Raw genomic sequence first — 25,623 nt, 5'->3', positions numbered from 1 at the left:
GTCCAGGGCCTGCCACACCGCTGCAGGCGCTGGCCCTGTCGCGTCCTCCCGGAGCCCTGCCGTGCATCGTTCGAAGCTTTCGCGTTCCGTCCTCCTCGCCCTTTCCATGGCCAGCGCAGGAGGCGCGATCGCAGCGGAGGCCGATGCGGTCGATGCCACCAGCGGCAGCCGCGCCGTCCCCACCCAGCTCGACGCGATGCTGGTCACCGGCACCCGCGCCTCCAACCGCACCCAGTTCGAGACGCTGGCGCCGGTGGACGTGTTCACCAAGGAAGACATCCGATCCGTCGAGTCGACCGACTTGAAGGATGTGCTGGCGCAGCTGGTACCGTCGTTCGTGGTGCAGCGCCTGCCGATGGCGGACGGCCAGGTGTTCGTGCGACCGGCAACGCTGCGTGGCCTGTCGCCGGACCAGACCCTGGTGCTGGTCAACGGTCGCCGCTTCCACCGCAGCGCGCTGCTCGGCAACCGTGGTGCACAGGCGGCCGACCTGGCACAGATTCCGACCAGCGCGATCAAGCGCATCGAAGTGCTGCGCGATGGTGCGTCGGCACAGTACGGCTCGGACGCCATCGCCGGCGTCATCAACATCATCCTGGAGGACGGCGCCGGCACCGAGATCAGCGCCGGCTACTCGCAATATGCGCAGGGCGATGGCACATCGCGCGATTTCAGTGCGCGTACCGGCTGGTCGCTGGGCGACTACGGCAGCCTGGTGCTGTTCGCCGAATCGTCCAATTCCGATGCCACCTCGCGTACCCGCCAGCGCCCGGACGCCATCGCTTTCCAGGCCGCGCATCCGGAACTGGAGGTGCCCAACCCGGTGCAGCGCTGGGGCCAGCCGGAGCTGGAAAGCCGCCGCGTCGGCTTCAACCTGAAAGCCAACGCCAGCGACACGTTGGAGCTGTATGCCTTCGGCCTGTACAGCCACAGCGATGGCGTCAGCGATTTCAACTGGCGCAATCCGGACACCACCACCGGCGCCTATCGCACCACCGCCATCTTCCCCAGCTGGAACCTGCGCTCGCTCTACCCTGTGGGTTTCAGCCCACAGTACGGCAACGTCCAGAACGACCTGCAGCTGGTCGGTGGGCTGCGTGGCGAGATCACGCCCAAACTGCGCTGGGATGTCAGCGCGTCGTATGGCCGCAACGCCATCGACTACAGCCTGAAGAATTCGATCAATGCCTCGCTCGGCCCGGCCAGCCCTACCGCGTTCAATCTCGGCCGCCTGACCCAGGCCGAGAAGAACGCCAACGCCGACTTCAACTACGAATGGGACGTGGCCGCGCTGTCCCAGCCGATCAACGTCGCCTTCGGTGGCGAGTTCCGCCAGGAGACCTACCGAGTGCGTGCCGGTGATCCTGCCTCGTACGCGGTGGGCCCGGGCGCGGCTGCGGGCCTGGAGGCCAACTCCAACGGTGCGCCGGGCTTCTCGGCCAGCCAGGCCGGGCAGTGGAGCCAGCGCAGCAAGGCCGCCTATGTGGACATGGAAATCCCGCTGGGCGAGCGCTGGAGCATCGGTGGGGCCAGCCGCTACGAGGACTTCTCCAGCTTCGGCAGCACGCTGAACGGCAAGCTGTCGGCGCGCTTTGCGATCACTCCGGACGTGGCCCTGCGCGGCACCGTGTCCACCGGCTTCCGTGCACCGACACCCGCTCAGCTCAATACCACCAGCACTACCCAGGGCCTGGACACGCGCACGCTGCAGATCTTCACCAGTGGCCGCCTGTCGCCGAACGATCCGCTGGCGCAGCTGCTCGGCGCCAGGCCGCTGAAGCCGGAAGAATCGCGTACCGCCTCACTGGGCCTGACCTGGCGCAACGATCTGGGCCTGTCCGGCTCGGTGGACATCTATCAGATCAAGCTCACGGACCGCTTCAGCCAGTCTGCCAGTTTCGCCATTCCGGCCGGTACTCCCAATCCGCTGGGCTATACCTCGGTGAACTATTTCACCAACGACTTCGATACCACCACCACCGGCGTGGACGTGGTCGGCAACTACCTGCGCGACCTCGGCGCCGGCCGCATGACGCTGACCCTGGCCTACAACTACAACCGCACCCGCGTGGACAACGGCAGCACCTCGGTGGCCACCAACGAGACCCAGCGCGTGCTGTTCGAGGATCGCCTGCCCGAGCACAAGGGCAGCCTGACCGGCAGCTGGGACATCGGCGCCTGGTCGTTGATGGCACGCATGCGCTACTACGGCGCCTGGACCGATTCCAGCGGCAATGCAGTGGGCGATATCTACCAGCGCTTCGGCGCGATGAGCTTCCTCGACCTGGCCGTCGGCTATCGCATCAACGAACATCACAGCCTGCGCGTGGGTGCCGACAACGTATTCGACCGCTATCCGGACGAAGCCACGTTCCAGGCCAGTCGCGGCCTGGTCTACTCGCGCAACGCGCCGTACGACACCGACGGTGCCAACCTGTACGCACAGTACCGGCTGAGCTTCTGATGGATCCGGCCCGCCGTTCCCTGCTGCGTGCCGGTACCTTGCTGCCGGCTGCAGCCGCATTGCCTTCACTGCCCGCTGCGGCTGCCGCGCGATACGCTGCACCCATGCAGATCCCCGCAACGACCGTGGCGCCGGACGTGCTGGCCCGTGATGAAAGCTACTGGGCCGCCGTGGCCAGCCACTTCGACGTCACCGACGAAGTGAACCATCTGGAGAACGGCTATTGGGGTGCGATGGGCCGCCAGACGCTGGCCAGTTACCAGCGCCACACCGCTGAAGTGAACCGTGGCAACGCCTGGTACGGCCGTCGTGAGTTTCCGGCGCAGTACATGGCGGTGCAGCGGCAGGTGGCCGAACTGCTGGGCGTGGGCGCCGACGAGGTCGCACTGACCCGTGGCGCCACCGAAGCGCTGCTGGCGCTGATCGGCGGCTACAACCGCCTGCGGCCCGGCGACCAGGTGCTGTACGCCGACATCGACTACGACAGCATGATCGGCGCGATGCGCTGGCTGCAGCAGCGCCGCGGCGTGCAGGTCGAGCGCATCGCGCTGCCGGCAGTGCCCGACCATGCGCAGATCCTTCAGGCCTACGAGGCCGCGTTCGCACGGCTGCCACGCCTGAAGCTGCTGCTGCTGACCCAGGTCAGTCATCGCCATGGGCTGGTGCTGCCGGTGGCCGAAATCGCCGAACGTGCGCGCGCACGCGGCATCGACGTGATCGTTGATGCCGCGCATGGGTTTGGCCAGATCGACTACGCGGTGCCGCAGCTCAAGGCCGATTTCGTTGGCATCAACCTGCACAAGTGGATCGGTGCGCCGGTCGGCGTCGGCGCGATGTATGTGCGCAAGGGCCGCGTTGCGGACCTCGACCCGTACATGGGCGAGACCGACGATGGCCGCGTGGGCAGCCGTGTGCACACCGGTACGGTCAACTTCGCCGCTTATCTGGCGCTGCCGGAAGCGATCGCGCTGCACCAGCGTATCGGCGCGGCCAACAAGCAGGCGCGCCTGCGCTACCTGCGCGAGCGCTGGACGCTGCCGGCGCGGCAGATGGCGCATATCGAAGTGCTGTCCTCGCCGGACCCGGCGCTGGCCAGCGCATTGGCCAGCTTCCGCCTGCGCGGGCGCACCAGCGTGGCTGACAACATCGCGTTGCAGAAGCGCCTGCTGGACGAGCATCGCGTGTTCACCACCCATCGCGATGGGTTGGACTCCGGTGCCTGCGTGCGGGTGACGCCCTCGGTGTTCACCCGGCCGGCGCAGATGGATGCGCTGGTGCAGGCCCTCGCGGCGTTGGCCTGACCTCTGTCGATCTGGTACGGGCCGACCTCGGTCGACACGCGATAGACACCAATCCCCCGGCCCGCCAGGAGAGCCAACCGGCCGGGGGCACCACTCAACGCCTTACTTGGTTTCTTCCCACTGCACCACATCCGGCTCGGCCGCCCGGATCCCGGCGGTCGACAGCAGTCGGGTGGTCGCATCCAGGGCCGCGTTCACCGAGGGGTACTCGACAATCGCACGGCCCGAAGCCCTGGATACCTTCACCACGGTACCGCCGGTGGCGGTGGCCGCACGCTGGGCCGAGGCCGCGTCGGTGAAGAACACCTTGACCCGCGAGGTCGCCACCACCGGTGCACCGTCGTTGGATACGGCGGCGGCGAACTTGCTGGCGCCGGCGTCCAGGCGCGCCGCGGTGCCGGTGCTGCTGGCATCGGTGGAGCGCTTGCTGCGGGTGCCGGTGGCGTCGGTGCCCTGGGTGATCCGGAACCGGCCGCCCTTGACCTGCTGCACGGTGGCCGTCGGGGCCAGCTGGAAGCGGGTGCCGCCTACATCGAACGCGCGGCCAGTGGCGGCGGCTTTCAGTTCCTGTGCGTCCACGGTCGACAACGTCCTGGCCGCGGGGGCCTGGCCAGAACTCTGTGCCCAGGCGGGGAATGTCATCGCCGCGAAGGCGAGGGTGCTCAACAGAATGGTCGTCTTCATCATCAGTGCCCCAGAACGCGGATCTTGAAGAATTCGAGGTTGCCACGCGATGCAGCGTTCGCGGCCTGCCCCATGTCGGTCACTTCCAGTGTCCATGTGCCATTGCCGGTTTCATCCAGGAAGGCATTGCTGGACAGCAGGTCCCAGTTGGTGAAGTTGCGCTGGATCGCCACCGTGCCCTGCAGGCCCGAGCCGATCGAGGTGAACGCTGGCTGCACCACGCTGCGGGTGCCACTGGGCGACACCAGCACGAATTGCAGCTGGCGGGTATTGGTGTGGCTGACGCGGAAGCCGAGCTGTACCGACTCGACATTGCGCGCACCGTTGGCCACCTGCACGGTCAGGCGTGCAGCGGCGGCCGAGGTATTGCCGATGGCTACGCGGCGCGTGGTGTTGCGCCAGCCGGTATCCACCAGCGTACCCAGCGGCTGGAAGGTCTCGGCCACCTGCACTGCGCGTGCGGCGTTGACCACGCCGAAGCCGTACCAGTTGCTGAAAGCACGGTTGGCGGCGTTGACGGTCCAGCCCGGCACCAGGGTGCGGCCATCAGGCAGCGTCACCGCCGGCTGGTTCGGGTGGTTGCGCGTGGCGGTAGTGGCCAGGATGTACTTCACATCGCGATAGGACAGGTTCGGATTGGCTTCCAGCACCAGTGCCGCCACGCCGGAAACCATCGGCGCCGAAGCCGACGTTCCGTTCATCTTGGCGGTGTAGTTGCAGGTGCTGTCGATCGCCGACAGGTTGCTGTCCAGGGAGTTCTCGCGGCTGGCATTGGTATTGCTGCCCTGTGCGCAACCGGTCACGTCAGTGGTGACGATCGCCGGATCGTAGGCGCGTGCCACCAGTCCCGGTGCATACTGCGCCTGCAGGCCATACTCGCCGCCAAACGCCGACACCCACAGCGCCGAGCCGGTGGACGAGTACGACGAGCGCACGCCATCGGCACGCACCGCGCCCACCGTGATCACGTTGAACAGGTTGTTGCGCGGGTCGCGGCCGGCCGGCACGCAGCCAGTGCCGCGGTTCTTGGTGTCGGCGGTGCAGACATCCTGGGTGCGGCTGATCGAGGCATTGTTGAAGTTGTTGCCCGCCGACTTCACGTAGATGCCGCCTCGGCCACCACGGGTACCCGACAGCGCCTGTTCGTAGGAGCTGACGTCATTCTGGCTGAAGGCCAGCGGCAGGTTCGGGTTACCCGGGCCTGCACCCCAGCTGTTGTTGAAGACCTGCACGTCGGCCGACTCGGCACCGTCCCACCAGGCGTATTCGATGTTGGTCAGCTGGCTGCCCTGGGCGTCGGAGGCCAGGACGTTGAAGCCTTTCAGCGTTGCCGCCGGAGCCACACCGCGCACACCCAGGTTGTTGGCACCCACTGCACCGGCGATGCCACCCACCATGGTGCCGTGGTTGTCGGCGTCCGGATTGGAAGGCGTCGGGTTGTTGGAACCATTGGCGAAGTTCTTGCCGGCCACCGCCGCCACGTTGGCCGCCAGGTCTGGATGCGCGATCTGCAGGCCATCATCGACGATGCCGATGGTGACGCCCTGGCCGCGGATGCCATTGCGGAACAGGCCGTCTACGTTCAGATCGTTGCCGGCCACCGGCAGCGTATCGGCCGGGACCGTCTGCCCGGTGTTGAGCAGGTGCCACTGGATCCCCGCCAGTGGATCGGCCTGTTGGGCCTGGGCGGTGGCGGCCAGGCTGCCCAGTACCAGGGCAGTGGCGAGGGCCAGGCGCGCGGAGCGCGGTGGCGCGGTGCGTTGCGTGTGTCGCTTCATACACGGATCCTTCTGTTGTGAATCGGCATGGCAGGACGGCGGGGCGGAACTGCCCCATCGCAACGAGCCAAACGCGACACAACGAAGAACCCCCTACCTCTTCACGCCCGCAATGTGCATATCTGCCAATTGCGTCACAAACACTTAGTACGTCTGGTTATGACAGTGCAAACAAACATCTTCACGCGATCTTCGCGCGGTTGAATCTGAGTCGTGGGAAACAGGGAGAACTACTTGATGACCACACACATGAAGAACGAACGGAAGCGCGGCCGTGCGCGCGCGGACCAGACCCCGCTCTCGGTCGCCGCCATCCGCAAGGTGGTGCTGTCCGTGCATACGCGCAGCCACGACTACGGCGACGATGCCGATATCGCCGAGTTGCTGCCCGAACTGGCAGCATTCGGCATCACCACGGTGAAACCGCTGCGCCTGCTGATGAAGAAACACCGTCGCGCACTGCTGCAGGAGGAACGGATCGTCATGCGACGCGCAGAGACGCTGCATCTGCGCACCGAGTGGCGGCCCGATGGCATAGATGTGCATGCCAACACCAGCCGCTACGCCATCGGTGGCCTGGTCCGCACCAGCATGGAACACGAATTCGGCTTCGAGACAATGCTGCCCTTCCACGAGGTGCGCGAGGACGAGCCCGCGTAGTGCGGTGCTGACCGGTGGGTGCGGCAGTTCCGCCGGGCATCATCGCGCGCCCTCACATCGCGCTGTGCTACTACAGCCCGTGCACCCTTCCGCACGGAGCACGACGATGGTCAATCCGCTCGCCCAGGCCCATCGTGGCCTCGGCACCACGCTGTTCAGCCTGTTGAACCCGATACCCTTCGGCTTCTTCGTTGGCGCACTGATCTTCGACGCGATCTATCTCAACAGCGCTGAGGTGATGTGGGGCAAGGCCGCCGCCTGGCTGATCACGTTCGGCCTGCTGATCGCCATCGTGCCGCGCCTGATCAACCTGTTCGCAGTCTGGCGCCGCAACGGCACGGCCACCCGCATCGACCGCATTGACTTCTTCCTCAACCTGGTGGCTGTGATGCTGGCCATCTGGAACGCCTTCGTGCACAGCCGCGATGCGTATGCCGTCGCGGTGCCAGGCACGATCCTGTCGGCGCTGACCGTGGCCCTGATCGCCCTGGGCCTGATCCTGCTGTCACTGCAGCCGCCGGCGCTGCAGGGAGGTCGTCATGGCTAAGCACATCCTGCCTACCGTCGCCGCCTTGGCATTGGCCGCCCTGTCGGCCTGCGCCGGCAAGGCCGAATACCATCCCACTGACCAGTCCGGTGCACAACCGCCGTTGCCGGCACCTAAGAACTTCCTGATGCCGCCGATGCAGGTGCCCAAGGGCGTCGGCTGGGCTGATGGACAGACCCCCACGGTGGCCGAGGGCCTGAAGATCGAACGCATCGCCGCCAACCTGCAGCATCCGCGGCGCCTGCTGACCCTGCCCAATGGCGATGTACTGGTGGTGGAAGGCAACGGCCCCGGCGAAGAACCGGTCACCACGCCCAAGCAGTGGATTGCCGGAAAGGTCAAAGCGCGCTCGGGCAAGGCCGGCAAGGGCGGCAACCGGGTCACCCTGCTGCGCCGCACGCCGGGCACGAACACCTGGGCCCAGCACGTCTACATCGAGGGCCTGCATTCGCCATTCGGCATCCAGCTGATCGGCGACACGCTGTACGTGGCCAACACCGGCAACATCATGCAGTACCACTACGTGCCCGGTGAAACCCGCATGTCCGACAAGGGCCGCGAGTTCACCGACCTGCCCAGCACCATCAACCATCACTGGACCAAGGAACTGCTGGCCAGCCGCGATGGCAGCAAGCTCTACGTGGGCGTCGGCTCCAACAGCAACATCACCGAGAACGGCCTGGCCGTTGAATACCGCCGTGCGGTGGTGCTGGAAGTGGACGTGGCCACCCGCGGCAGCCGCATCTACGCGTCCGGCATCCGCAACCCGACCGGCCTGGACTGGGAGCCGAGCACCGGCCAGCTGTGGGCCGTGGCCAACGAGCGCGACGAGATCGGTGCCGACCTGGTACCCGATTACCTCACCTCGGTGAAGGAAGATGGCTTCTACGGCTGGCCCTACAGCTACTACGGCCAGCACGTGGACGAGCGCGTGCAGCCGCAGCGGCCGGACCTGGTGGCCAAGGCGATCGTGCCGGACTACGCCATCGGCTCGCACGTGGCGCCGCTGGGGTTGCTGTTCTACACCGGCCAGGCGTTGCCGGCGCAGTACCACGGCGGTGCCTTCATCGGCGAGCACGGCAGCTGGGACCGCTCGCCGTTGAGCGGCTATGAAGTGGTCTACGTACCGTTCAAGGACGGCAAGCCGACGGGACGGCCGCAGACCGTGGTCAGCGGCTTCGCCTCGAAGGACGAGAAGACGCTGATGGGCGCACCGGTGGGCATGGCCATGGATGCCGAAGGCGCGCTGCTGGTGGCCGACGACGTGGGCGACGTTGTGTGGCGGGTGTCGGCCAAGTAGTTCTGTAGAGCCGAGCCCATGCTCGGCTTACGCGCGGGTCTCCGTGCACCGAACGAAGAGCAGCCGAGCGTGGGCTCGGCTCTACAGTTCCGCGGTACTGCTGCGGAACCCGCTGAACACCGATTCCGCAGCAAACCCCACGCCGCTCAGCAGCACGCCGAAATACACCACCGTGGCCACCACGAAGCCATAACCGGCCGCCACCGCCGCGCCATCGCGCTGGATGAAACCAATCGCAAAGGACATCAGCGCCAATGCGGGCAGCGTGTTGCTGAAGGGGATCGGCCCGGCCGGGGCCATCAGCAGCAGGGTCGCGAACACCAGCATCAGGTTGTTCAGGCGCATCATCTTCTTCGAGCGCACCATCACCGCCAGCCGCATCGGCCGCGAAAGCCGCTCCATGCGGTGCACCCATTTCAGCGCACGGCCGAGGTTGGCCTTCAGCTTGTCGGTGGCGATCTCGCGACGGGCCAGCTTCTGCGGCACCCACAGCGGGCGGTTGCGCACCCGGCTCAGGCCGATCAGCAGGATCGAGGCACCAAACACGGTGCTCAGCCCGGGAATCGACACCGGGATGATGAAGATGGCCGAGAGCAGGATCACGATCAGCAACAGGCCTTCATCGCCCAGCGCGCTGAGCAGGGTGCCGACGCGCACCTGGTCGCCGGGCAGTTCGTCGATCATCTGCTCGATCTGCTGGGCCAGGGGCGCGCTGTCGTCGGTTTCGGGGGCACGGTAGGTCATGCGTCGCAAGGTTCTCCAGGGAAGGGCGGTCAACGGGCCGTCCTGCGGTGGGGGACGCACAGGCCCCTGAAGTATCCCGGCCAACGTAAGCAAAGAGGTGAACCGGGCATGAGGGGGTAAACTGGCGTGCCCCGCACGAGTTGAACGCAATGGACATGGGCCGCAGGCAATCGACCATCGAACTGGTCGCCATCGACATGGATGGCACGCTGCTGGACCCATCCCACCAGCTCACCGCCCGGGCCAGGAAGGCCATCGCGCAGGCCCGCGCGATGGGCGTGCACATCGTGCTGACCAGTGGCCGCCCCGTCCCCGGCCTGGCGCCGTACCTGCACGAGCTCGGCATCAACGGCAACGACGACTACTGCATCGCCTGCAATGGCGGCCTGGTGCAGCGCATCGGCACCCGCGAAACCGTGGTCGCGTATCCGCTCAGCTTCGACGACTTCCTGTTCTGCGAGCAGGTGGCCCGTGAACTCGGCGTGCACTTCCAGGCGCTGGACAGCCAGCGCATGTACACGCCCAACCAGGACATCAGCTACTACACCGTGGCCGACTCGCATCTCTCGCGCATGCCGCTGTCGTATCGCCGCGTGGAAGACATGGATCCGTCGATGTCCTTCATCAAGTTGATGATGATCGACGCGCCGGATGTGCTGGATGCCGCCATCGCGCGCCTGCCCAGCGAGCTGACCGAACGTTTCGCGGTACTGAAGAGCGCGCCGTTCTTCCTGGAAGTGTTCGACCACCGTGCAGGCAAGGGGCCGAGCCTGCAGAAGCTGGCCGAGCACCTGGGCATCGACCGCGCCAACGTGATGGCCATCGGTGACCAGGAGAACGACCTGACCATGCTGCAATACGCCGGTACCAGCGTAGCGATGGGTAACGCCATCGACGCGGTGAAGGCGGTCGCGCGGTTCGAGACCACCAGCAATGCCGACGAAGGCGTGGCGCGCGCGATCGAGGCCTACGTACTGCGTTGAGGCACCAAGCGGCGCTCAGCGCCTCAGGCCCAGCATGCAGTGCGGAGCATCGCGCTGGCTGCGGACGATGATCTCCTGCGCTCCTACGGTGAGCGAATGGTGCTGCTCGTGGTTCCGCGCGATCAATGGCGCACCATGGCTGGGTGGATAGATGAATGGCTGCAGGGTGTAACGCTTAGCCAACCGCTCCAGTGGGAAGCATGGCGTATCCACGAACGTGACGAACAGGAGGCGGATGTCATCGTCCTTGCCGCGTATCACGCGATACTCCACATTGTCGATGGCATAGCCATCGGCGGTCAGCATCGGCTGTGACCGGTAGATGCGCGGTCCTGCATCCTTCTCAAAGGAAAACGGCGCGATGATGCCCAGCTCATGCAACTGGGCCGGGCTGATCGGCGACGGCGTGGTGACCAGCGCGTCGATCAGGGCATCCAGACGCTGTGGGGAACGCACTTCAACTCTGTCGTGCGATTGCGCAGTTTCCATGCACGAAAGCAGTGTCACGCCAACGGTGGCCATTACTCTCCAGGTGGTCCAGCGGATCATCAAGGCTCCTGCCAATCCGGAATCGGGTATCTGAAGATACCGGACAGGACGATACCTGCGTATAGCCGCGCTGTACCACGGTGCAATGGCGGATGCGGCAGTGCGATGCAAGAATTTCGCACGTCGAAATCACTCCATCGAATTTTGAGGCAGAGGATCGTCTTCCTCTGCTGACCGTCGCGCACCGCGCCGTCACTCCCTCAACGCAATCGCATCGCCAGCCAAGGCGCCGACACCGGTGCTGCAACGCGCTGGGCGTGCGCCTGCGCCGCTCTCTCCCTGCACCTGGATCTGCCCATGAACACGCCACCCACGACGCGCCTCGCCCTGGCCATCATCGCCGCCATCACCGCACCTGCGTTTGCCGCCGAATCGGCTGACACCGCGCTCGACACGCCCACCACGCTCAATGCCCTGCAGGTTATCGCCACACCGCGCGGTGCGGCCGTGGCACCGACCCAGGTGGTCGGCCCCAACCGCTACATCATCAAGGCCGAAGACCTGGACGCGATGGTCACCGGCAGCAACGGCCTGGCCATGCTGAAGCAGGTACCGGGCGCCAGCTACACTGCCACCGATGGGCTGGGCCTGGATATCTCGGCCACCAGCCTGTTCGTGCGCGGCTTCCGCATGAATGAAATGGGCATCACCTTCGAAGGCGTGCCGCTGAACGACAACGGCTTCCTCTCGCTCACCGGCACCAGCGTGGTGAACGTGGGCGTGCCCGATGGCATCGGCGCGATCACGGTCAGCCCTGGCGGCGCACCGGTCAGCGTGTTCTCCAGCAGCGTCAACGGCGGCAGCCTGGAATACCGCCTGCGCGACCTGCAGGACACGCCCAGCCTGCGCGTGAAGCAGGGCGTGGGCAGCAATAGCACGTTGGTCACCATGGTATCCGGGCAGAGCGGCCAGCTCGGCGAGCAGGGCCCGAAAGTGCTGGTCGACCTGCAGCGCGTGTCTGCCGACAAGTACCAGGGCGAGGGCACGCAGAACTTCCTGCGCGGCGATCTCAAGTTGCAGCAGGACGTCGCCTGGGGCGATGTCACCGTGTTCCTGTCCGACAGCAAGGCCAAGGTCTGGGGCTACAACAACATTTCCTTCGACATGATCCGCAAGCTGGGCTGGAAAGCCGACATCTTCTATCCGGATTACGCGTGGGCCTGGTACGTGGCCTCGCCGGAGAACGCCGACAAGTCCTGTGGTGCATACACCTGCGGTGCGCTGTCCGAACTGATTCCCTACGACACCGGTCAGATTACCCGCGATCGCGTGTCCTCGGTGAACCATCGCTTCCAGATCAGCCCCGCGCTGAGCGGCAACGTGCAGCTGTACAACGCCAACAGCCACACCCAGGCCACGCTGACCGACCCAACCGTGCCGTCGCCCAACGGCGCGCCATTCTCCGAACAGGTGCAGACGCCGCGCCTCAGCCGGCTGGGCGGCATGCTCAACCTGCAGTTCGAGGCCGGCGCGCACACCTTCACCGCCGGCTTCTGGCAGGAGAAGAGCAAGGCCGCGGCGAAGACCGAGTGGTACCCGCAGCCGCTGCTGGGCGAGGGCCCGCCGCTGAAGGCCACCGGCCCATTCGATGTGTATGGGCCCGCATTCAAGACCGACAACGCATCGAGCTGGGTGACTCACTCGCGCCAGATCTACCTGCAGGACGACATCGCGCTGAGCAACACGCTGAAGCTGGGCATCGGCTTCAAGGCCGTGGACTTCCGTACCCGCGGTGGCGGCCTCGGTGATGCCAAGGACCGGCCGGTGAACGGCACGCTGCGCGCGAAGAGCAACTTCCTGCCGCACGTCTCGCTGTTCTGGAGCCCGACTGAATCCACCGATGCCTTCATCGACCTGGCCAACACCATGAACGGCTACCGCGTCGCCCAGCGCGGCAACATCGGCTACACGGCCTCGGCGTGGACCATCACCGACCAGGAAGAGTTCGACCGCGTGGCCGGCACGCTGCGCCCGGAGAAGAACTGGAACCTCACCGTGGGCGCCTCGCATCGTTTCGATCGGCTGACGATCACCGGCGACGTGTTCTACAACGACATCCGCAACCGCCTGCTGTCGGCCGCCATCGGCACCCAGTTCGCGCAGATCAACACCGTGCGGCTGATGCCGAAGATGCACGTGATCGGTGCCGACCTTGGCATCACCGCCGACCTGACCGACCACCTGCAGTTCTACCAGGGCGTGGCCGTGGCCCGTTCGTACTACGACAGTGATTTCGTCGTGGGTGACACGGTGTACCCGATCAAGGGCAACGCCCAGCCGGGTTACCCGCAGATCTCGCTGGTCAGCGACCTGTCCGCCCACTTCGGTGACTGGCGTTTTGGTGCCACCAGCACCTCGTACCTGCGCCAGCCCTTCACCTACGAGAACGACATCCGCGTGCCAACCTTCTGGCAGGTCAACACCTATGCCGCCTACCGCTTCGGTGCCGATAGCGCGGTGCCGGGGCTGGAGCTGCGGCTGGACGTGAGCAACCTGTTCAACCGCCACAACATCGGCACCGCCACCATCGCCGGCTCGTCGTTCTCGGGGGATTACCAGACCCTGCAGCGCAGCGCGCCACGGCAGCTGATGTTCAGTACCTCGATGGCGTTCTGAGGCGACGAGGAGCGGGACCCGAGGGGCGGGGTCAGATCTCTTTGCGCAGCAAAGGGCTCTGACCCCAGACCCAGCTTTGCGCGGCCGGCAGGGATCTCCCGGCAGCGACGCAAGGTTCCCACAATGTTGCTGGGTCATTCTGTTCGCATGGCACAGCACACCCCGCCAACCGAATTGTTTGGCATCGCCGGCCCACGACGGCCCCGGCAGGCGCTGTCCGTGGCACCGGCGATCGACCTGCAGGGCGAATACCAGTTCTGGCAGGTCTACGAACGCGTGGTCCGTCCGTTGCCCGGTGGGGGGCTGCGGCTGGCCTGGCTGGTGTGCCAGAAGGTGTATCGCGATCGCTGGCAGCACCCGCAGGATAGTGACGAGGTGGCACTGTCGCGGGTGCTGTTCGGCGGCAACATGACGGCTGGCCGGGCGTCAGAGCTGGCGGCGCTGCACGCGCTGGTCAGCCGTCGGGTGGCGTTGCTGGCGAAGCGGGGCGGGTGGATTCGGCAGCGTGATGCTGGGAGATTGCCATGCGGCTGCGCGGAAGGTGCCAAGCATGATTCCAACATCAGCTTCACCCTGGTCGCACCGCATGGAAATCCTGAGGCGCTCGATCACCCAATAGCCTGGCCCGACCGCCCCGGAATTCACCCGCCCGATCCGGCCTCGAACACCGGCATATGCAGCGTATTCGGAGTCGACTGTCTTTAATGTCGGCCATCAACCTGCGTGCCAGAAAATGGGTCCGCCCCTACAGGAACACCCATAAGCAGAAGGGCAAGCCTTGCATCCATGGCGGCCTCCTGCCGCTTTGAATTTGCCTGTTTCCCTGTGCGCTCCCCTCTTTCAGTTGGGCAGTTGAACTTGCCGCTGCCCCTTCCCGTCATCAGGAAACCATGTCGCTGCTGCATGTACGTCATGCCAGCAAAGCTGGCTATCATGGCCTGCGACTCGGCACGGGCGTGGTAGGCGACGGCAAAGGTTGTCCTCCAGGGCAAGGTCATGTTGGGAACAGTCCTGATGGTCGAGGGGAAGGGTGCGCGAGTACCTCGGCAGGTAGAGGGAATACGCGTTGCAGAACATTGGGATCGTCTGGAGAAGACTGCGATGACAAAAGCGAAGTGCTTTGCACTGGCCGTTGCGCTCATTCCCACGCTGGCCAGTGGTATGGCCAGGGCGGACGATGTCCTGTACGTAAACTATGCGCCGGATATGCGGTACTCGGCAAACGGGGTGGATTCGAGGCTGGTCATCCTGCGTGAGAAGGGACTGTTCGGGTATGGAAATGAGTTCGGCAAGCTGGAGGCCTGTCAGGCCGGTGGTTCCGCAAACTGTCTCAAGCTTGACCTCATGGCGCTTTACAGATTGCCGGATGGAGCGAAGATTGGCGACAGGTACAAAGAGGGCGAATTCACATTCACAGTGATTCGGGGTGTGTCTATTCCAATGCTGGCCGATGGCCGTGAAGTCCTGAAGGTGGATGTGGCCAAGGGCAGAGTGCGTGCCAATTCGTTCTATTTCGATAAGATCAAAGGTGTTATTGGCGTGGGCGTCAGGAACTTTGACAACAGCGCTATCCCAGAGTCGGTGTTCTTTCTGGATGGAGGGCGTGGCGTCTTCTCGAATGAAGCGGGCGAATCGCAACCGAGCAGCGCTTCCGATGCCTCGGACAGATTGTCGCGGTGACCGCTACGGGTACTCGCTGTGGCCTGCATGACTGCTGACATCTGTTCGAAGTACTCACGTGAGTCGGCCAAGCCCGGTGCCCCTGTTTTGGTCTAATAACGCCTGCATGCCTGCGCCATTGCTGCCCCATCCCATTTTTGCTGGCGGCGATGACGTTTTCCCGTTCGTCCATGTAATGGCCCACTGATCTCCTGCTCAGGTGTTACTTTCCCCAGAGGAGACACCGATGAGCGAAGTGGTGGAAGAAGAGATCAAGCGCTGGACAGCCCAGCGCAACTCGGCGCAGGTCCGGGCGATCAGGCTGCCGCCAAGCTGCACGAAATCCCGGTTGACGCCTTGGCGCTCGCCGCTCTGGAAAAGCAGGCGTCCATCGTGGGCATACTGTGACAAGACGTTGCCCGAGCCCGGCACATGGGCGAGGATGCGCAGGCCATGAGCATCGTATCGGTAGCTCTCCAGGCCATCTACGCCCCGCAGCCGGTTGCCATGGTCGAATGCATACCCTTGGCCGTTCTTGACCTCTAGGTTGCCCTGGACGTCATAGGCTAGGCCTGTGACCGTATTGCTGAGGCTGTCCCGCACATTGGTCAACCGGTTGTTCGCGTCGTACCAATAGTGGTGATCCTTGACTCCGGCCCGCGTCCAGCTCCGCAGGTTATCCAATGCGTCGTAGCCGAGATGAACTCGTTCGAGAAGGAACGGCGGCGCGTGCCGGTGTCGCTGCTGCCGGTGATCGCGCAGACCCCGGAGACCACGTTCGATGCGCTGGTCGCGCAGGACGCGGCACCGGCTCCAACCGCCGCGCCGAAGCAGCGCGGGCCGCAGAAGAAGATCAGGCAGCAGCTTGAACAGATCGAAGCGTTGTCGCCAGTCAAGCAGCGCGTCATTACGCAACTGATCGATTGGTGATTGCGGCGCATCAGTAGCCGCACGCCACCCAAAAAAAACGGACAAGGCCCCGCAATGCGGGCCTTGTCGTTATGGGCATAAGGAAGTGAGCCTGGAACCGTTACTGCTATTTATCAATGATTCAAAGCAACAAGAAAATGGCAATTAGAACAATCGGAGACAGCGCCAGCATGGCTCGCACTACAAAAAGTTGACGCTTGATGTTCGCAGGCCGAAAATTCTTTCGGCGCATCGCCATCAAGCACCAGCGCAATCACAGCTGATGAATTGCTCGACCCGACACCGCCGCGAGCGCCTAGATATTTGAAGTAATCTTGATCGATGTCCCTCAATTGGAACAACAAGCGGCGCGCTGCCAAATAGTAAATTCCCGCATAAGCCGCCCCAATTGCAATTATCACTTTAGCTTCCACGTCACGCCTCCCGGCTGCTCACTGCTGTTTATCCTCGAAGGGCGGCTTCCAATCGATAAAATTTATCGTCGGCGATAATTTCGCCAATTCGCCCGCCCCAACGCCTACTTTTGGGGTCACTTCGACCGTGCCACCAGGATTGAATTTAGCTTCAGCACCGCCGTGATGAATCGCGCCCCCCTTTACTTCTCCGGCGCCACTGAATTGAATCGGCGCATCAACTGGTCTATTCGAAAAGCTCAGTTCAAAGCCTTCCTTAGGCTGGATGGAGATATTTATATCTGCACCCTCACCAACTGGAATGAAGCCAATCTCTCCATCGCCACGCAAAAGGCTGACCGACCCTTCAATGCCTGGGCCTAATGCAATGCCAGCCTCAAGCCGAACATCAACCTTATCCAATTTCTCTGACACGGCGTTTGCTTTGTCTGATATCCATTGTGCTGAATTAACCAATTGGTTCCTTAAGTTCAATGTTTCGCAGAATGGGCATCGCCCATCTGGATCAGTGAATTTATAGGGATTGTTGAAGGCGTAGGCATAGCGATTGAAGAACCGCATATCGCCGTTGCTGTAGGCGGTGACCGGATGGACGGAGAGGAGGCACCCGCAGGTGGGGTCGTAATAGCGCTGCTGCATTAGTGCTACGAATGGCCTCTCCCCTAAGAGCACTTCGCGGAAGTGCGGGCCCGAGATTAAAGTTTCCCGCTTTCCTCTTCGCCCCTTACTTCAAAAAGCGACAAGGCCCGCATCGCTGCGGGCCTTGTGCTTAGGGACCGGTTAATGCCTCTGCCACGCGCTTGACTCGCTTACCATGTTTCGTTCAGAGGTAAGTGATGCAACCAGTGAGCTTATTGGCCTTCTCGACTTGTACGCTAATCAAATCCCTCGCACTTAGCGTCGCATTCGGCAAAACCCAATACACATTAACAAATATCTGACCGTTCTTCGCAGGGAATGGATTGGTCAAAACACTGGTCACACTGTCAACGTAAATCCGCTCACTATGACTATTGCCCCACTTTAGGGCGACGCAATCTAGGTTGGCCGACTCAATTTCTTCTTGGCCGATGATCTGAAGCGTCCCAAAAACCAGAGAACCCTGTCCATCAGGCTTGGAGGGTCTCACAGAAGTAAGTTTCGCGTTGACTGTCGCACCGTCAACCTGAATTGATTGTGCGGGAGCAGTAGCCGACGGACATCCGGCGAGAAGCGAAACCAAAAGTGCCGATCCAATTATCTTCTTCATCGTTTTTTGTCCGGGTTTTCGATCTTGACTGCGTTTTTATCGTTCTTCACTTCAGACATCCACGAGTTTGGCTTCACCGTAGTAGCGGGGTTTGACACGGTAATTCCAGCGCCAGATCCATTGACGACATCCACGGCGGCATCGGTGCAGTTGTTGCTATACAAGTTGTATTCGGTCTTCCCAGAGTTGTGGGCGTCTGCACTCTTCACAGCGCTATCGGCAATTTTTGCATCTTGCTTAGATGTTGTACTAATCCTTAGCCCATCCGCCGGGACAGCCTTTGAATCGACAGGCTGGATGCTAACGCCTGCCTGCGTGCTACGACCTGAAACAAACCCGTAATCCCCGCTCGAACCGCCATCCCCAGCGGCGCCTTGGTCGTACTGGTACCAATTGCCTTTCCCATCTTGGAAATAGAGGCTCGTATGACCATTGCCACCCGCACCATTCGGGTCGACCGAGAAGACGACATCACGTCCATCCGGATCAGTGAACTTGTAGGGGTTGTTTAGGGCGTACATGTATCGGTTGAAGTTCGTCATCGGCTTTTCATAAGCCGTGACAGGATCAACGCTTAAGAACCTACCGATAGTCGGGTCATAATAGCGCTGCTGCATGTACGTCAAGCCAGTGATGCCATCCATGACATGTCCGGTGTACCCCGGTCCATCCACCACCTTGCCGATGGCCGCGCCAAAAGGCTCGTAGTACGTCCGCTCCTTTACTTGTCCGGACTGGTCGGTGCTGGCTACGGGGCTGCCCAGCGCATCGGTGTGCAGGTAGGTTGTGGTAGCGATGCCGTTCCTGTGCTCGCGTCTGGCGATCAGGCTGCCGCCAAGGTGCACGAAATCCCGGTTAACGCCTTGGCGCTCGTCGCTCTGGAAAACCAAGCGTCCATCTTGGGCATACTGTGACAAGACGTTGCCCGAGCCCGGCACATGGGCGAGGATGCGCAGGCCATGAGCATCGTATCGGTAGCTCTCCAGGCCATCTACGCCCCGCAGCCGGTTGCCATGGTCGAATGCATACCCTTGGCCGTTCTTGACCTTTAGGTTGCCCTGGACGTCATAGGCTAGGCCTGTGACCGTGTTGCCGAGGCTGTCCCGCACATTGGTCAACCGGTTGTTCGCATCGTACCAATAGTGGTGATCCTTGACTCCGGCCAGCGTCCAGCTCCGCAAGTTATCCAATGCGTCGTAGCCGAAGCGATGCCAGTGGTCGCCGCCAAAGTGGCTCGAACCAGCAGATACGAGGCGGTCCAGATGGTCATAGGTCATGTGTCGGTCGTAGTCAGCACCGAGCGCTACATCATAGACATCGCTGACATTGCCATTGGCGTCGTAGCGGATATCGAAGTCGATAACGCCTGCGTCCGTGCTGCGCGCCGGCAGTTGCCGCGTGTTCTGTCGCAGCGAATGAACTATGCCATTGCCGTAGGTGAACTGACTGATGGCGCCATTTGGGAAATAGCGCACATTGCTGGCAAAACTTCCCACACCGGTGGGCTGGCCGAGAGCATTCGGAGCGTAATCAGCCAGCAATCCGCTGGGCCAACCCTGACCAGCTACGTGGCCATTGGCGCTGTAGGTGTACGTGATTGTGCCGTCGTACACACCTGGTTGCTCCAGGCGTTCGGCTGTCAACAGGCGGCGCTTGTTATAGGCGTAGTGGTTGTGGGTCAGTGACCCAGCATCGTTCGAAGTGGTCACCTGCGATGGCAGGCCATCAGGTGTATAGCTCCACACCTGATTGCCCAAGCTATCAGGGAATGTCAGGCGCGCCAGCCGGTTGCGCGCGTCATAAGTGCGCCTGACAACGCTACCGCTGGCTTCGGCGGCTGCGCGATCACATGAATTTGGGTCAGGAAGGTTCAGGCCGGAGGCACTCCAGACCAAGTTGCCGGACGCGTCATATTCCATCACCGTCGAACCGGTTTCCGGTTCGATCACCTTGCACAGGCGCTGTTGCGCGTCATACACGTAGCGCCGTGACAGATTCAGCGGTGGTGGCACCCGATGCAAACCTGAGTTCGCCAACAAGGCGTTTTCTGCGCCGGCTGGAGATATACCGTGCACGTAGACGAGCTGGTTGGCATGGCTTGCACGCAAGCCGTCATCCACCTCAACGCTGAAGCGATGCTGGCCGCCCGTGCTCTGGCACGCGGCCGCCACGCTGGGATCGCTGGCTTGGTTGGCCGGCAGTGCTTTCCAGAAAGATCCGGTTCCATAAGAACCATTGACATAGACGTGCACGTAGATCGGCGCCGAGTATCCACTGGAGCATGCCCAGCCCCTGAGAAAATACCTGCCGCTCGCGTCCTGTGTAATGCCGTCGATGTTGCCGCGGATGACCGACTGTTCCACCACCACAGTGATCGGTGCGGAAGTCGTACTCTTGCCATTGTTGTCTGTGGCCGTGCCGGTCACTGAATGGCTGCCCGGTGCAACATTGGCCCAGGTGAGGCCGAAGCCAGCACTTGTACTGCTGCCGATGAAGGTGCCGTTGGCATGGTAGTCCACGCGTACGACCTGGCCGTCCGGGTCACTGGCCGTGGCACTCAGGTTCACTTGGGCCGGGCCGATGAAGGGCTGGCCAGTGGCCGGATTGAGCGAGATCACCGGCGGCCGATCTCCCGGTTGGACAACGGTGAAACTCACGGATTTGCTGGAGGTGCCGCCGAGGTTGGATCGAGCGGATGCACGCAGCGTGTAGCTGCCTGGTCCCAGGCTGCTCAGTGTGTAGCTGAGTGTACTGTCGCGGTTGGTGGACGCCAGCACCTGGGTGCCCTGCAGGATCTGCAGCTGGCTGACGTACACGCCATCATCAATGGTAAAAGCCGAAGCCGTGGCGGTGACCGTAGCTGGTGCCTGGTAGACAGCCCCGTTGACCGGTGAGCCGAAGCTGACGCTAACGTAGGGGTTCGATTGTGCTCTGGACAGCGGGGCAACTAGCACCGACGCGAGAACGATAAGGCGCAGGAGAATCATGTGCATGCCACTCATTCTTCGCTTGTTCAGCGGTCCGGGCCGGAGCGGGAAATTTCGATGGGTTTGCCGAAGACGTTCCGAGTGATCAGCGTGGAGACGCCCTGCGGTGCATCGATGCGGGTGGGCAGGCTCTGGTCCGGGGTGTCCCACGCCTGGAACTGCTCACGGGTAGAAAATCCACGTGGATTGATCGTTTCGCGTTGGAAGCCGGCGAGGTAGTTGACGGTCGTTGTCAATTCGCCCTGTTCCGAATCCTGCAGAGTCTGCACGACACGGTCCAGGCTGTCATAGCGGGTGGTTATCCCTGCAAGCGAGCCACGCACATCGCCTACGCCGCGTGTGGGGTAGGAAACGAAGACCCTGCGACCCAGCCGATCGTAACGTTTCACCACCTGGGTCGCTGTCTGCGCATCGCCCACATCCTGCTCTTCCTCCAGCACTGGTCGCCAGAATGCGTCGAAATGCACGCGTCTGCGTCGATTTCCCTCGGTCTCGGTCATACGCCAGTGACCCGCTGGCAGGCCGTACTCTGCGCCCGCGCGCTCGAATATCCGTGAAACCGGATTCCAGGCCACCACATCGCCTTCCGGGTAGGTCTGTCCGGACAGACGGCCCATCGCGTCATAGGAATAGGTAGTGCTGAAGCCGTTCTCATCGGTGGTGCGGGTGACGCGGCCAAGTGGATCCACGGTTGCGGATTCGGTAGTGCCATCGGCATGGCCTATAACCTGCGGTATGCCACGGAACCAGTTCGAGGCGATAGTGATGTTGCCGTTGCCGTCGGTCACGCTCTCGACCTGACCGTCGGTGTAGTAAACCAGTTGCATCTGGCGCTGGTTGAACCTGTACTGCTCCACCGGCAAGGCGGTGTTCACATCGAAGATGGTGCGTTCTATCTCCGCACCGGTCTCGGCATTGATGCGCCTCGCGATCTGTCCGAGCACCCAGCGGCTCGCGTCATCGTAATACTGCAGTGCTTCGGTACGCTGGTACCCCAAGCTGCTGTTGGCCACCGTGGTCAAAGGTCGGCCATGTCCATCCAGAGATGTATGGCTGCTGCGGAAGGTCACGCCATCACGCGAGATGGTTGTCTCAATGACGGGCCGGAGGTACTCGGCCGTATAGCCGGCAGTCCGGGGCTGCTGTGTGCTGCCCAAGCGAGTGGCGAACTGCGTTGCGGGCAGTGGCCACTGGTAGCGTTGCCGGGTGATCTGCAGGACCTGCTGAGGGCCGCCTCCCTGCTCTACGCTGAGCAGCTTGCCTTCGTTGTAGCGATAGCTGTTGCCGTAGGTGTACCTCATCCAACGGCCTTCCGGTTCGGTGACCGTGGTAACGGCGGTGCCCGCGCAGCTGTCATCCAGGCAACGTGCTGCGGCACAGTCACCACTGGTGCATGTTGGACCGGTGCCCGGTGCCCAAGAAATGGTGCCGCCGTAGCTGTAGTTCCATTCGGCGGGTTCTACTCCAGGGCCGGAAAGCACCTTCTTGCGCAGCACTGCGCTGTGGTAGGCCAGCGGATACTGGGCAACGTCATCGTTGGGATTGTTGTCGGGTGTGGAATAGCCGTTGCACACCATGGGCACATTGCTTCTGCCGCGCAGACCATAGCCCACGGTGAATTGGCCCACTGCACCGGAAGGATGCACGATCTGCGCCGTTGCGCCGGGCTCGTTGACCATGTGGCCGGGATATCCGCAAGTTCTCAGAATGTCCTCAGGGGCCGAGGAGCGCTCGTATTGGAATTCAAGATGACTCATAGCGTAAGCGTCGATCGACCAGCTGCTCCCATCAGGTAGATCGACGCCGACCAGAGTGCCGATGCCCGCAGCGGGATAGGTATAGCGGTACCGCCACGTCTGCACTCCGTTGCTGATATGTTCGATGTGCCCCTGTGCGTTATAACTGATGGACACGGACCTGCCATCGCTGGCAGTGATTGCTTCCAGGCGCACGGGTGCATTGGCAGCATTGTTGTAACGGTAGGTCACCCAGTTCCCAAAACGATCCTCGACCCGGGTGGCATACAGCTCGGCACGACGGCGCGGTGCGGTGATGGTCGCCAGTGTATTGGATGAGGCTACCGCCGGCTCGAAGAAGCCTGCCTCCCAGTCGAATGTGTAGCGCCTACCGTCAGGCGTGTGCGCGATGAAGCCCTCGCCGGCACTGTTCTGTCGCGCTGACTTGCAGGAGAACCAGGTAAGGTCCTGGGTCAACCATGGATACGGACCACCCGCAGCAGGCCGGGGAACGTTGTTGGTCTCCGCCACCAGCATTTCCTGGCTGCCACGACCGGGCAGTATCAGACGATTACCCTGCCAATAGTCGGAAGAGCGGAACGTGCGGCCGCCGACGGTGCCTGGGGGCGGTGCACCCGTTCCATTGTTGCTGCAGGGACTGGCCCAGCCGGTACTGGCGAGAAATACACCGGACAGGCGCGGCAATTCCAGATTCCAGTCAGCCATGGGCAGGTCGTCGTATCGGTAATCGGCTCTGTTGCCAACCGACATCGTGCGGGATACCTCGATTGGTATACCCACGCCGGGCAGGACCATGTCGATGGCGGAAAATCCGAGCGCACCGGAATACAGGTCCACGCTGTCGCCAAACAAGCCGGCGTCCATAGTGGTGAGATCGACTTGCCGCTTGATCAGCTTGTCGTACTCCTCCCAAGGATAACGAAACTCCTGGGCGGTGCACACGGCGGGCACCAAAACAGCGACGAGGGCAAAGCTCCGCAGAAGCATGATCACTCCATTGAAGACGCATGGGGCCCTGGCCCATAATGCCGAAGGCAGCGGAACCAAGGCAAGCAAAACGACGTGCATTCACAAGGAGCTCGAGTAAGTGAGCTCCGTCCGGGTATTCGCTGTTGCAGCATGCGCTCTTCCCCAAACGCATCGGGCGCAGTATCGCCACAGTATTTCGTGTGAGTCAATCAACCCCCGCACCCCTGTTTCGGCGGTAACTACCGGCGTCCATGGGGGCGAGGCGTGGCGTCGGTGTGATCGGCCGGGCTCTGGCGGCCGGCATTACAGTCCGGGCGTCGAGCGGCCGCCGCCGGCGGATGCTCCCCGGTCCAACTGCCGGTAGCCAATTGCCTCGGCCAGGTGCGCGGTCTCGATGCGATCACTGCCGGCAAGATCGGCAATCGTGCGTGCCACCCGCAGAATCCGGTGCATTGCCCGTGCGGACAGCTGCAGGCGCTCGATGGCCTGTTCAAGCATGTCCTGATCGCCCTCGCTCAGTCGGGTACAGGCCCGCAGCGCCACCGGCGGCAGATGGGCATTGAGCCCACCACGCGCCTGCTGCCGGGCATGGGCGGCTTCCACCCGTGCACGCACCGCTGCGCTGGGCTCGCCCAGCGGCGTGCTCTCCCGTAGTTCCACCGCATCCATGCGCGTAACGCTGATATGCAGGTCGATGCGGTCCAGCAACGGACCGGACACGCGTGCGCGGTAGCGGTTGATGCGCTCATCACTGCACAGGCAGCGGTTGCTGCGGTCGCCAGCCCAACCGCATGGGCAGGGGTTCATCGCAGCCACCAGCTGGAATCGCGCGGGATACTGCACGCTGCGCGCCGCGCGGGCGATGCGGATGTGGCCGGATTCCAGCGGCTCGCGCAGGGTTTCCAGTGCGCTGCGATTCCACTCAGGAAGCTCGTCCAGAAACAGCACGCCGTGATGGGCCAGCGAGATCTCGCCGGGACAGGGCGGATTGCCGCCGCCCACCAGCGCCGCCGCACTCGCACTGTGGTGGGGAGAGCGGAACGGCCGTTGCCGCCAACGCCGCGGGTCCAGCCCCTCACCGCTCACCGAAGCAATCGCGGCCAGTTGCAAGGCCTCAGCTTCCTCGGTGTCCGGCAACAGGCTGGGCAGACGCGAGGCCAGCAGCGTCTTGCCACAGCCAGGGCTACCGATCAACAACAGATGGTGCCCACCGGCGGCGGCCACCTCCAACGCGCGCCGCGCATGCGCCTGCCCGCGCACGTCGGCCAGATCGGGCAGTGGCAACGGTGTCGTATCCACGCGCTCCACGGGTGGCAGCAGGCGCGGATTGCCCAGCCCGGCGCAGCACTCCAGCAACGTGCGCGCTACACGCACATCAGCGTGCTCGGCCAGCGCCGCCTCGGCGGCATTGCCCGGCGGCACCACCAGGATGCGCCCGGCCTCAGCGGCCGCGATCGCAGCGGGTAGCGCGCCCGCCACCGGCCGTAGTTCACCGGTCAGGCCCAGCTCGCCCAGGAACTCATACTGCAGCAGCGACTGCGGATCAACCTGGCCACTGGCCGCCAGAATGCCCAGCGCGATGGCCAGATCGTAACGCCCACCTTCCTTGGGCAGGTCGGCAGGCGCGAGGTTGAGTGTGATGCGCCGCTGCGGAAAGTCGAAGCGGGCGCAGAGCAGGGCGGCACGCACGCGCTCGCGCGATTCGCGCACGCTGGTCTCGGCCAGTCCGACAATCTGGGTGGCAGGCAGGCCACCAGAGAGATGCACTTCCACCCGCACCAGCGGGGCATCGACCCCGGCGCGGGCGCGGCTGTGGACCAGCGCCAGGCTCATGTGTGGTTTCCTGTAGAGGGGCGCTTGATGCTGTGGCAGCTGTTCTGCGGGGGCTATCGGGAATTGCTGGTGGCGTGGCTAGGGGGATTCTGGAAAGGCGTGTTCAACAGCGAAGTTGGAGGGCGATATAGTGGCTCCATGCGCGCCAAGGTGGGGGCGCAGAAGACTTGCTCAGCTATGACGCAGAGAAGTGGGTATGC

The 25,623-nt window shown here is 63.2% G+C and carries 22 protein-coding genes; 10 read left to right on the top strand and 12 right to left on the bottom strand.

Annotated features, from left to right (window positions below; genetic code table 11):
- Positions 1-61 precede the first annotated feature (61 nt).
- Positions 62-2,464, top strand: a complete 2,403-nt coding sequence (locus tag A9K58_RS04845; RefSeq protein WP_081283974.1) for a TonB-dependent receptor plug domain-containing protein — start codon at positions 62-64, stop codon at positions 2,462-2,464.
- Positions 2,464-3,765: an aminotransferase class V-fold PLP-dependent enzyme gene (locus tag A9K58_RS04840; protein WP_065198265.1), complete on the top strand. Its 1,302-nt coding sequence runs from the start codon at positions 2,464-2,466 to the stop codon at positions 3,763-3,765. Before A9K58_RS04845 ends, A9K58_RS04840 begins: the two co-directional genes overlap by 1 nt.
- A 102-nt stretch (positions 3,766-3,867) precedes the next feature.
- On the opposite strand, the gene A9K58_RS04835 is transcribed toward A9K58_RS04840, so the two are convergent.
- On the bottom strand, positions 3,868-4,452 hold the full coding sequence (locus A9K58_RS04835) for a S8 family serine peptidase (protein WP_065198264.1): 585 nt from the start codon (positions 4,450-4,452) through the stop codon (positions 3,868-3,870).
- Positions 4,452-6,227 carry a S8 family serine peptidase gene (locus A9K58_RS04830; protein ID WP_065198263.1) on the bottom strand — a complete coding sequence of 592 codons (1,776 nt, stop codon included), beginning with the start codon at positions 6,225-6,227 and terminating at the stop codon, positions 4,452-4,454. Before A9K58_RS04830 ends, A9K58_RS04835 begins: the two co-directional genes overlap by 1 nt.
- 249 nt (positions 6,228-6,476) lie before the next feature.
- Here A9K58_RS04830 and A9K58_RS04825 point away from each other — a divergent pair, with 249 nt between their 5' ends.
- The 3 genes from A9K58_RS04825 (at position 6,477) to A9K58_RS04815 (ending at position 8,734) form a co-directional block, all read left to right on the top strand.
- The gene (locus A9K58_RS04825; RefSeq protein WP_231109252.1) at positions 6,477-6,887 is read left to right on the top strand and encodes a hypothetical protein; all 411 of its coding nucleotides are present in this window, start codon (positions 6,477-6,479) and stop codon (positions 6,885-6,887) included.
- Between the two features lie 106 nt (positions 6,888-6,993).
- Complete coding sequence (locus tag A9K58_RS04820) at positions 6,994-7,434, top strand: DUF2231 domain-containing protein (protein ID WP_065198261.1); 441 nt, start codon at positions 6,994-6,996, stop codon at positions 7,432-7,434.
- Positions 7,427-8,734: a PQQ-dependent sugar dehydrogenase gene (locus tag A9K58_RS04815; protein ID WP_065198260.1), complete on the top strand. Its 1,308-nt coding sequence runs from the start codon at positions 7,427-7,429 to the stop codon at positions 8,732-8,734. The genes A9K58_RS04820 and A9K58_RS04815 overlap by 8 nt, the downstream gene beginning before the upstream one ends.
- Before the next feature lie 81 nt (positions 8,735-8,815).
- Here A9K58_RS04815 and A9K58_RS04810 read toward each other — a convergent pair whose 3' ends face one another.
- Entirely contained in the window at positions 8,816-9,478 is a 663-nt protein-coding gene (locus tag A9K58_RS04810; RefSeq protein WP_065198259.1) for an exopolysaccharide biosynthesis protein, read from the bottom strand.
- A 149-nt stretch (positions 9,479-9,627) separates the two neighbouring features.
- Between A9K58_RS04810 and yidA the strand changes: the two genes are divergently transcribed.
- Positions 9,628-10,461: a sugar-phosphatase gene (gene yidA, locus A9K58_RS04805; protein WP_065198258.1), complete on the top strand. Its 834-nt coding sequence runs from the start codon at positions 9,628-9,630 to the stop codon at positions 10,459-10,461.
- Positions 10,462-10,476: 15 nt separating this feature from the next.
- Here yidA and A9K58_RS04800 read toward each other — a convergent pair whose 3' ends face one another.
- Positions 10,477-11,010, bottom strand: a complete 534-nt coding sequence (locus A9K58_RS04800; RefSeq protein WP_231109251.1) for a hypothetical protein — start codon at positions 11,008-11,010, stop codon at positions 10,477-10,479.
- A gap of 297 nt (positions 11,011-11,307) precedes the next feature.
- Between A9K58_RS04800 and A9K58_RS04795 the strand changes: the two genes are divergently transcribed.
- Positions 11,308-13,626, top strand: a complete 2,319-nt coding sequence (locus A9K58_RS04795) for a TonB-dependent receptor (RefSeq protein ID WP_065198257.1) — start codon at positions 11,308-11,310, stop codon at positions 13,624-13,626.
- Positions 13,627-13,749: 123 nt separating this feature from the next.
- Positions 13,750-14,331 (top strand): hypothetical protein, encoded by a 582-nt coding sequence (locus tag A9K58_RS20165; RefSeq protein WP_231109250.1) that lies wholly within the window; start codon positions 13,750-13,752, stop codon positions 14,329-14,331.
- On the opposite strand, the gene A9K58_RS04785 is transcribed toward A9K58_RS20165, so the two are convergent.
- Positions 14,328-14,624, bottom strand: coding sequence for a hypothetical protein (locus tag A9K58_RS04785; RefSeq protein WP_065198256.1), 297 nt, complete (start codon positions 14,622-14,624; stop codon positions 14,328-14,330). The two genes, A9K58_RS20165 and A9K58_RS04785, sit on opposite strands and share 4 nt — an antisense overlap.
- Positions 14,625-14,727: 103 nt before the next feature.
- On the opposite strand from A9K58_RS04785, the gene A9K58_RS04780 reads away from it, so the two are divergent.
- Positions 14,728-15,306, top strand: coding sequence for a hypothetical protein (locus tag A9K58_RS04780; RefSeq protein WP_065198255.1), 579 nt, complete (start codon positions 14,728-14,730; stop codon positions 15,304-15,306).
- A gap of 195 nt (positions 15,307-15,501) precedes the next feature.
- Here A9K58_RS04780 and A9K58_RS19670 read toward each other — a convergent pair whose 3' ends face one another.
- Entirely contained in the window at positions 15,502-15,969 is a 468-nt protein-coding gene (locus A9K58_RS19670) for a hypothetical protein (RefSeq protein ID WP_196769154.1), read from the bottom strand.
- A 15-nt stretch (positions 15,970-15,984) separates the two neighbouring features.
- Between A9K58_RS19670 and A9K58_RS19665 the strand changes: the two genes are divergently transcribed.
- Positions 15,985-16,215 (top strand): hypothetical protein, encoded by a 231-nt coding sequence (locus A9K58_RS19665; RefSeq protein WP_065198253.1) that lies wholly within the window; start codon positions 15,985-15,987, stop codon positions 16,213-16,215.
- Between the two features lie 113 nt (positions 16,216-16,328).
- On the opposite strand, the gene A9K58_RS19415 is transcribed toward A9K58_RS19665, so the two are convergent.
- The 6 genes from A9K58_RS19415 to A9K58_RS04755 all read right to left on the bottom strand — a co-directional run bounded on the left by A9K58_RS19415 (position 16,329) and on the right by A9K58_RS04755 (position 25,423).
- A complete protein-coding gene (locus A9K58_RS19415) occupies positions 16,329-16,628 on the bottom strand; it encodes a hypothetical protein (protein WP_155760433.1) in 300 nt (99 codons plus the stop codon).
- A gap of 18 nt (positions 16,629-16,646) precedes the next feature.
- Complete coding sequence (locus tag A9K58_RS18935; protein ID WP_081283972.1) at positions 16,647-17,267, bottom strand: RHS repeat domain-containing protein; 621 nt, start codon at positions 17,265-17,267, stop codon at positions 16,647-16,649.
- Positions 17,268-17,451: 184 nt separating this feature from the next.
- Positions 17,452-17,877 carry a hypothetical protein gene (locus A9K58_RS19410; RefSeq protein ID WP_155760432.1) on the bottom strand — a complete coding sequence of 142 codons (426 nt, stop codon included), beginning with the start codon at positions 17,875-17,877 and terminating at the stop codon, positions 17,452-17,454.
- The gene (locus A9K58_RS19800) at positions 17,874-20,870 is read right to left on the bottom strand and encodes an RHS repeat domain-containing protein (protein WP_065198252.1); all 2,997 of its coding nucleotides are present in this window, start codon (positions 20,868-20,870) and stop codon (positions 17,874-17,876) included. Before A9K58_RS19800 ends, A9K58_RS19410 begins: the two co-directional genes overlap by 4 nt.
- Positions 20,871-20,890: 20 nt before the next feature.
- Positions 20,891-23,608: an RHS repeat domain-containing protein gene (locus A9K58_RS04760; protein WP_065198251.1), complete on the bottom strand. Its 2,718-nt coding sequence runs from the start codon at positions 23,606-23,608 to the stop codon at positions 20,891-20,893.
- A 285-nt stretch (positions 23,609-23,893) separates the two neighbouring features.
- On the bottom strand, positions 23,894-25,423 hold the full coding sequence (locus tag A9K58_RS04755; RefSeq protein ID WP_065198250.1) for a YifB family Mg chelatase-like AAA ATPase: 1,530 nt from the start codon (positions 25,421-25,423) through the stop codon (positions 23,894-23,896).
- Between the last annotated feature and the right edge of the window lie 200 nt (positions 25,424-25,623).

This window comes from Stenotrophomonas maltophilia, assembly GCF_001676385.1.
Taxonomy (GTDB): domain Bacteria; phylum Pseudomonadota; class Gammaproteobacteria; order Xanthomonadales; family Xanthomonadaceae; genus Stenotrophomonas; species Stenotrophomonas maltophilia_J.
This window is presented reverse-complemented; position numbering and strand designations above follow the sequence as displayed.

Coding starts and splice junctions, on each gene's coding strand:
- A9K58_RS04840 (WP_065198265.1), top strand. CDS start 2,464: ATGGATCCGGCCCGCCGTTCCCTGCTGCGTGCCGGTACCTTGCTGCCG.
- A9K58_RS04835 (WP_065198264.1), bottom strand. CDS start 4,452: ATGATGAAGACGACCATTCTGTTGAGCACCCTCGCCTTCGCGGCGATG.
- A9K58_RS04830 (WP_065198263.1), bottom strand. CDS start 6,227: ATGAAGCGACACACGCAACGCACCGCGCCACCGCGCTCCGCGCGCCTG.
- A9K58_RS04825 (WP_231109252.1), top strand. CDS start 6,477: ATGAAGAACGAACGGAAGCGCGGCCGTGCGCGCGCGGACCAGACCCCG.
- A9K58_RS04820 (WP_065198261.1), top strand. CDS start 6,994: ATGGTCAATCCGCTCGCCCAGGCCCATCGTGGCCTCGGCACCACGCTG.
- A9K58_RS04815 (WP_065198260.1), top strand. CDS start 7,427: ATGGCTAAGCACATCCTGCCTACCGTCGCCGCCTTGGCATTGGCCGCC.
- A9K58_RS04810 (WP_065198259.1), bottom strand. CDS start 9,478: ATGACCTACCGTGCCCCCGAAACCGACGACAGCGCGCCCCTGGCCCAG.
- yidA (WP_065198258.1), top strand. CDS start 9,628: ATGGACATGGGCCGCAGGCAATCGACCATCGAACTGGTCGCCATCGAC.
- A9K58_RS04800 (WP_231109251.1), bottom strand. CDS start 11,010: ATGATCCGCTGGACCACCTGGAGAGTAATGGCCACCGTTGGCGTGACA.
- A9K58_RS04795 (WP_065198257.1), top strand. CDS start 11,308: ATGAACACGCCACCCACGACGCGCCTCGCCCTGGCCATCATCGCCGCC.
- A9K58_RS20165 (WP_231109250.1), top strand. CDS start 13,750: ATGTTGCTGGGTCATTCTGTTCGCATGGCACAGCACACCCCGCCAACC.
- A9K58_RS04785 (WP_065198256.1), bottom strand. CDS start 14,624: ATGACCTTGCCCTGGAGGACAACCTTTGCCGTCGCCTACCACGCCCGT.
- A9K58_RS04780 (WP_065198255.1), top strand. CDS start 14,728: ATGACAAAAGCGAAGTGCTTTGCACTGGCCGTTGCGCTCATTCCCACG.
- A9K58_RS19665 (WP_065198253.1), top strand. CDS start 15,985: ATGAACTCGTTCGAGAAGGAACGGCGGCGCGTGCCGGTGTCGCTGCTG.
- A9K58_RS18935 (WP_081283972.1), bottom strand. CDS start 17,267: ATGCAGCAGCGCTATTACGACCCCACCTGCGGGTGCCTCCTCTCCGTC.
- A9K58_RS19410 (WP_155760432.1), bottom strand. CDS start 17,877: ATGAAGAAGATAATTGGATCGGCACTTTTGGTTTCGCTTCTCGCCGGA.
- A9K58_RS19800 (WP_065198252.1), bottom strand. CDS start 20,870: ATGCACATGATTCTCCTGCGCCTTATCGTTCTCGCGTCGGTGCTAGTT.
- A9K58_RS04760 (WP_065198251.1), bottom strand. CDS start 23,608: ATGCTTCTGCGGAGCTTTGCCCTCGTCGCTGTTTTGGTGCCCGCCGTG.
- A9K58_RS04755 (WP_065198250.1), bottom strand. CDS start 25,423: ATGAGCCTGGCGCTGGTCCACAGCCGCGCCCGCGCCGGGGTCGATGCC.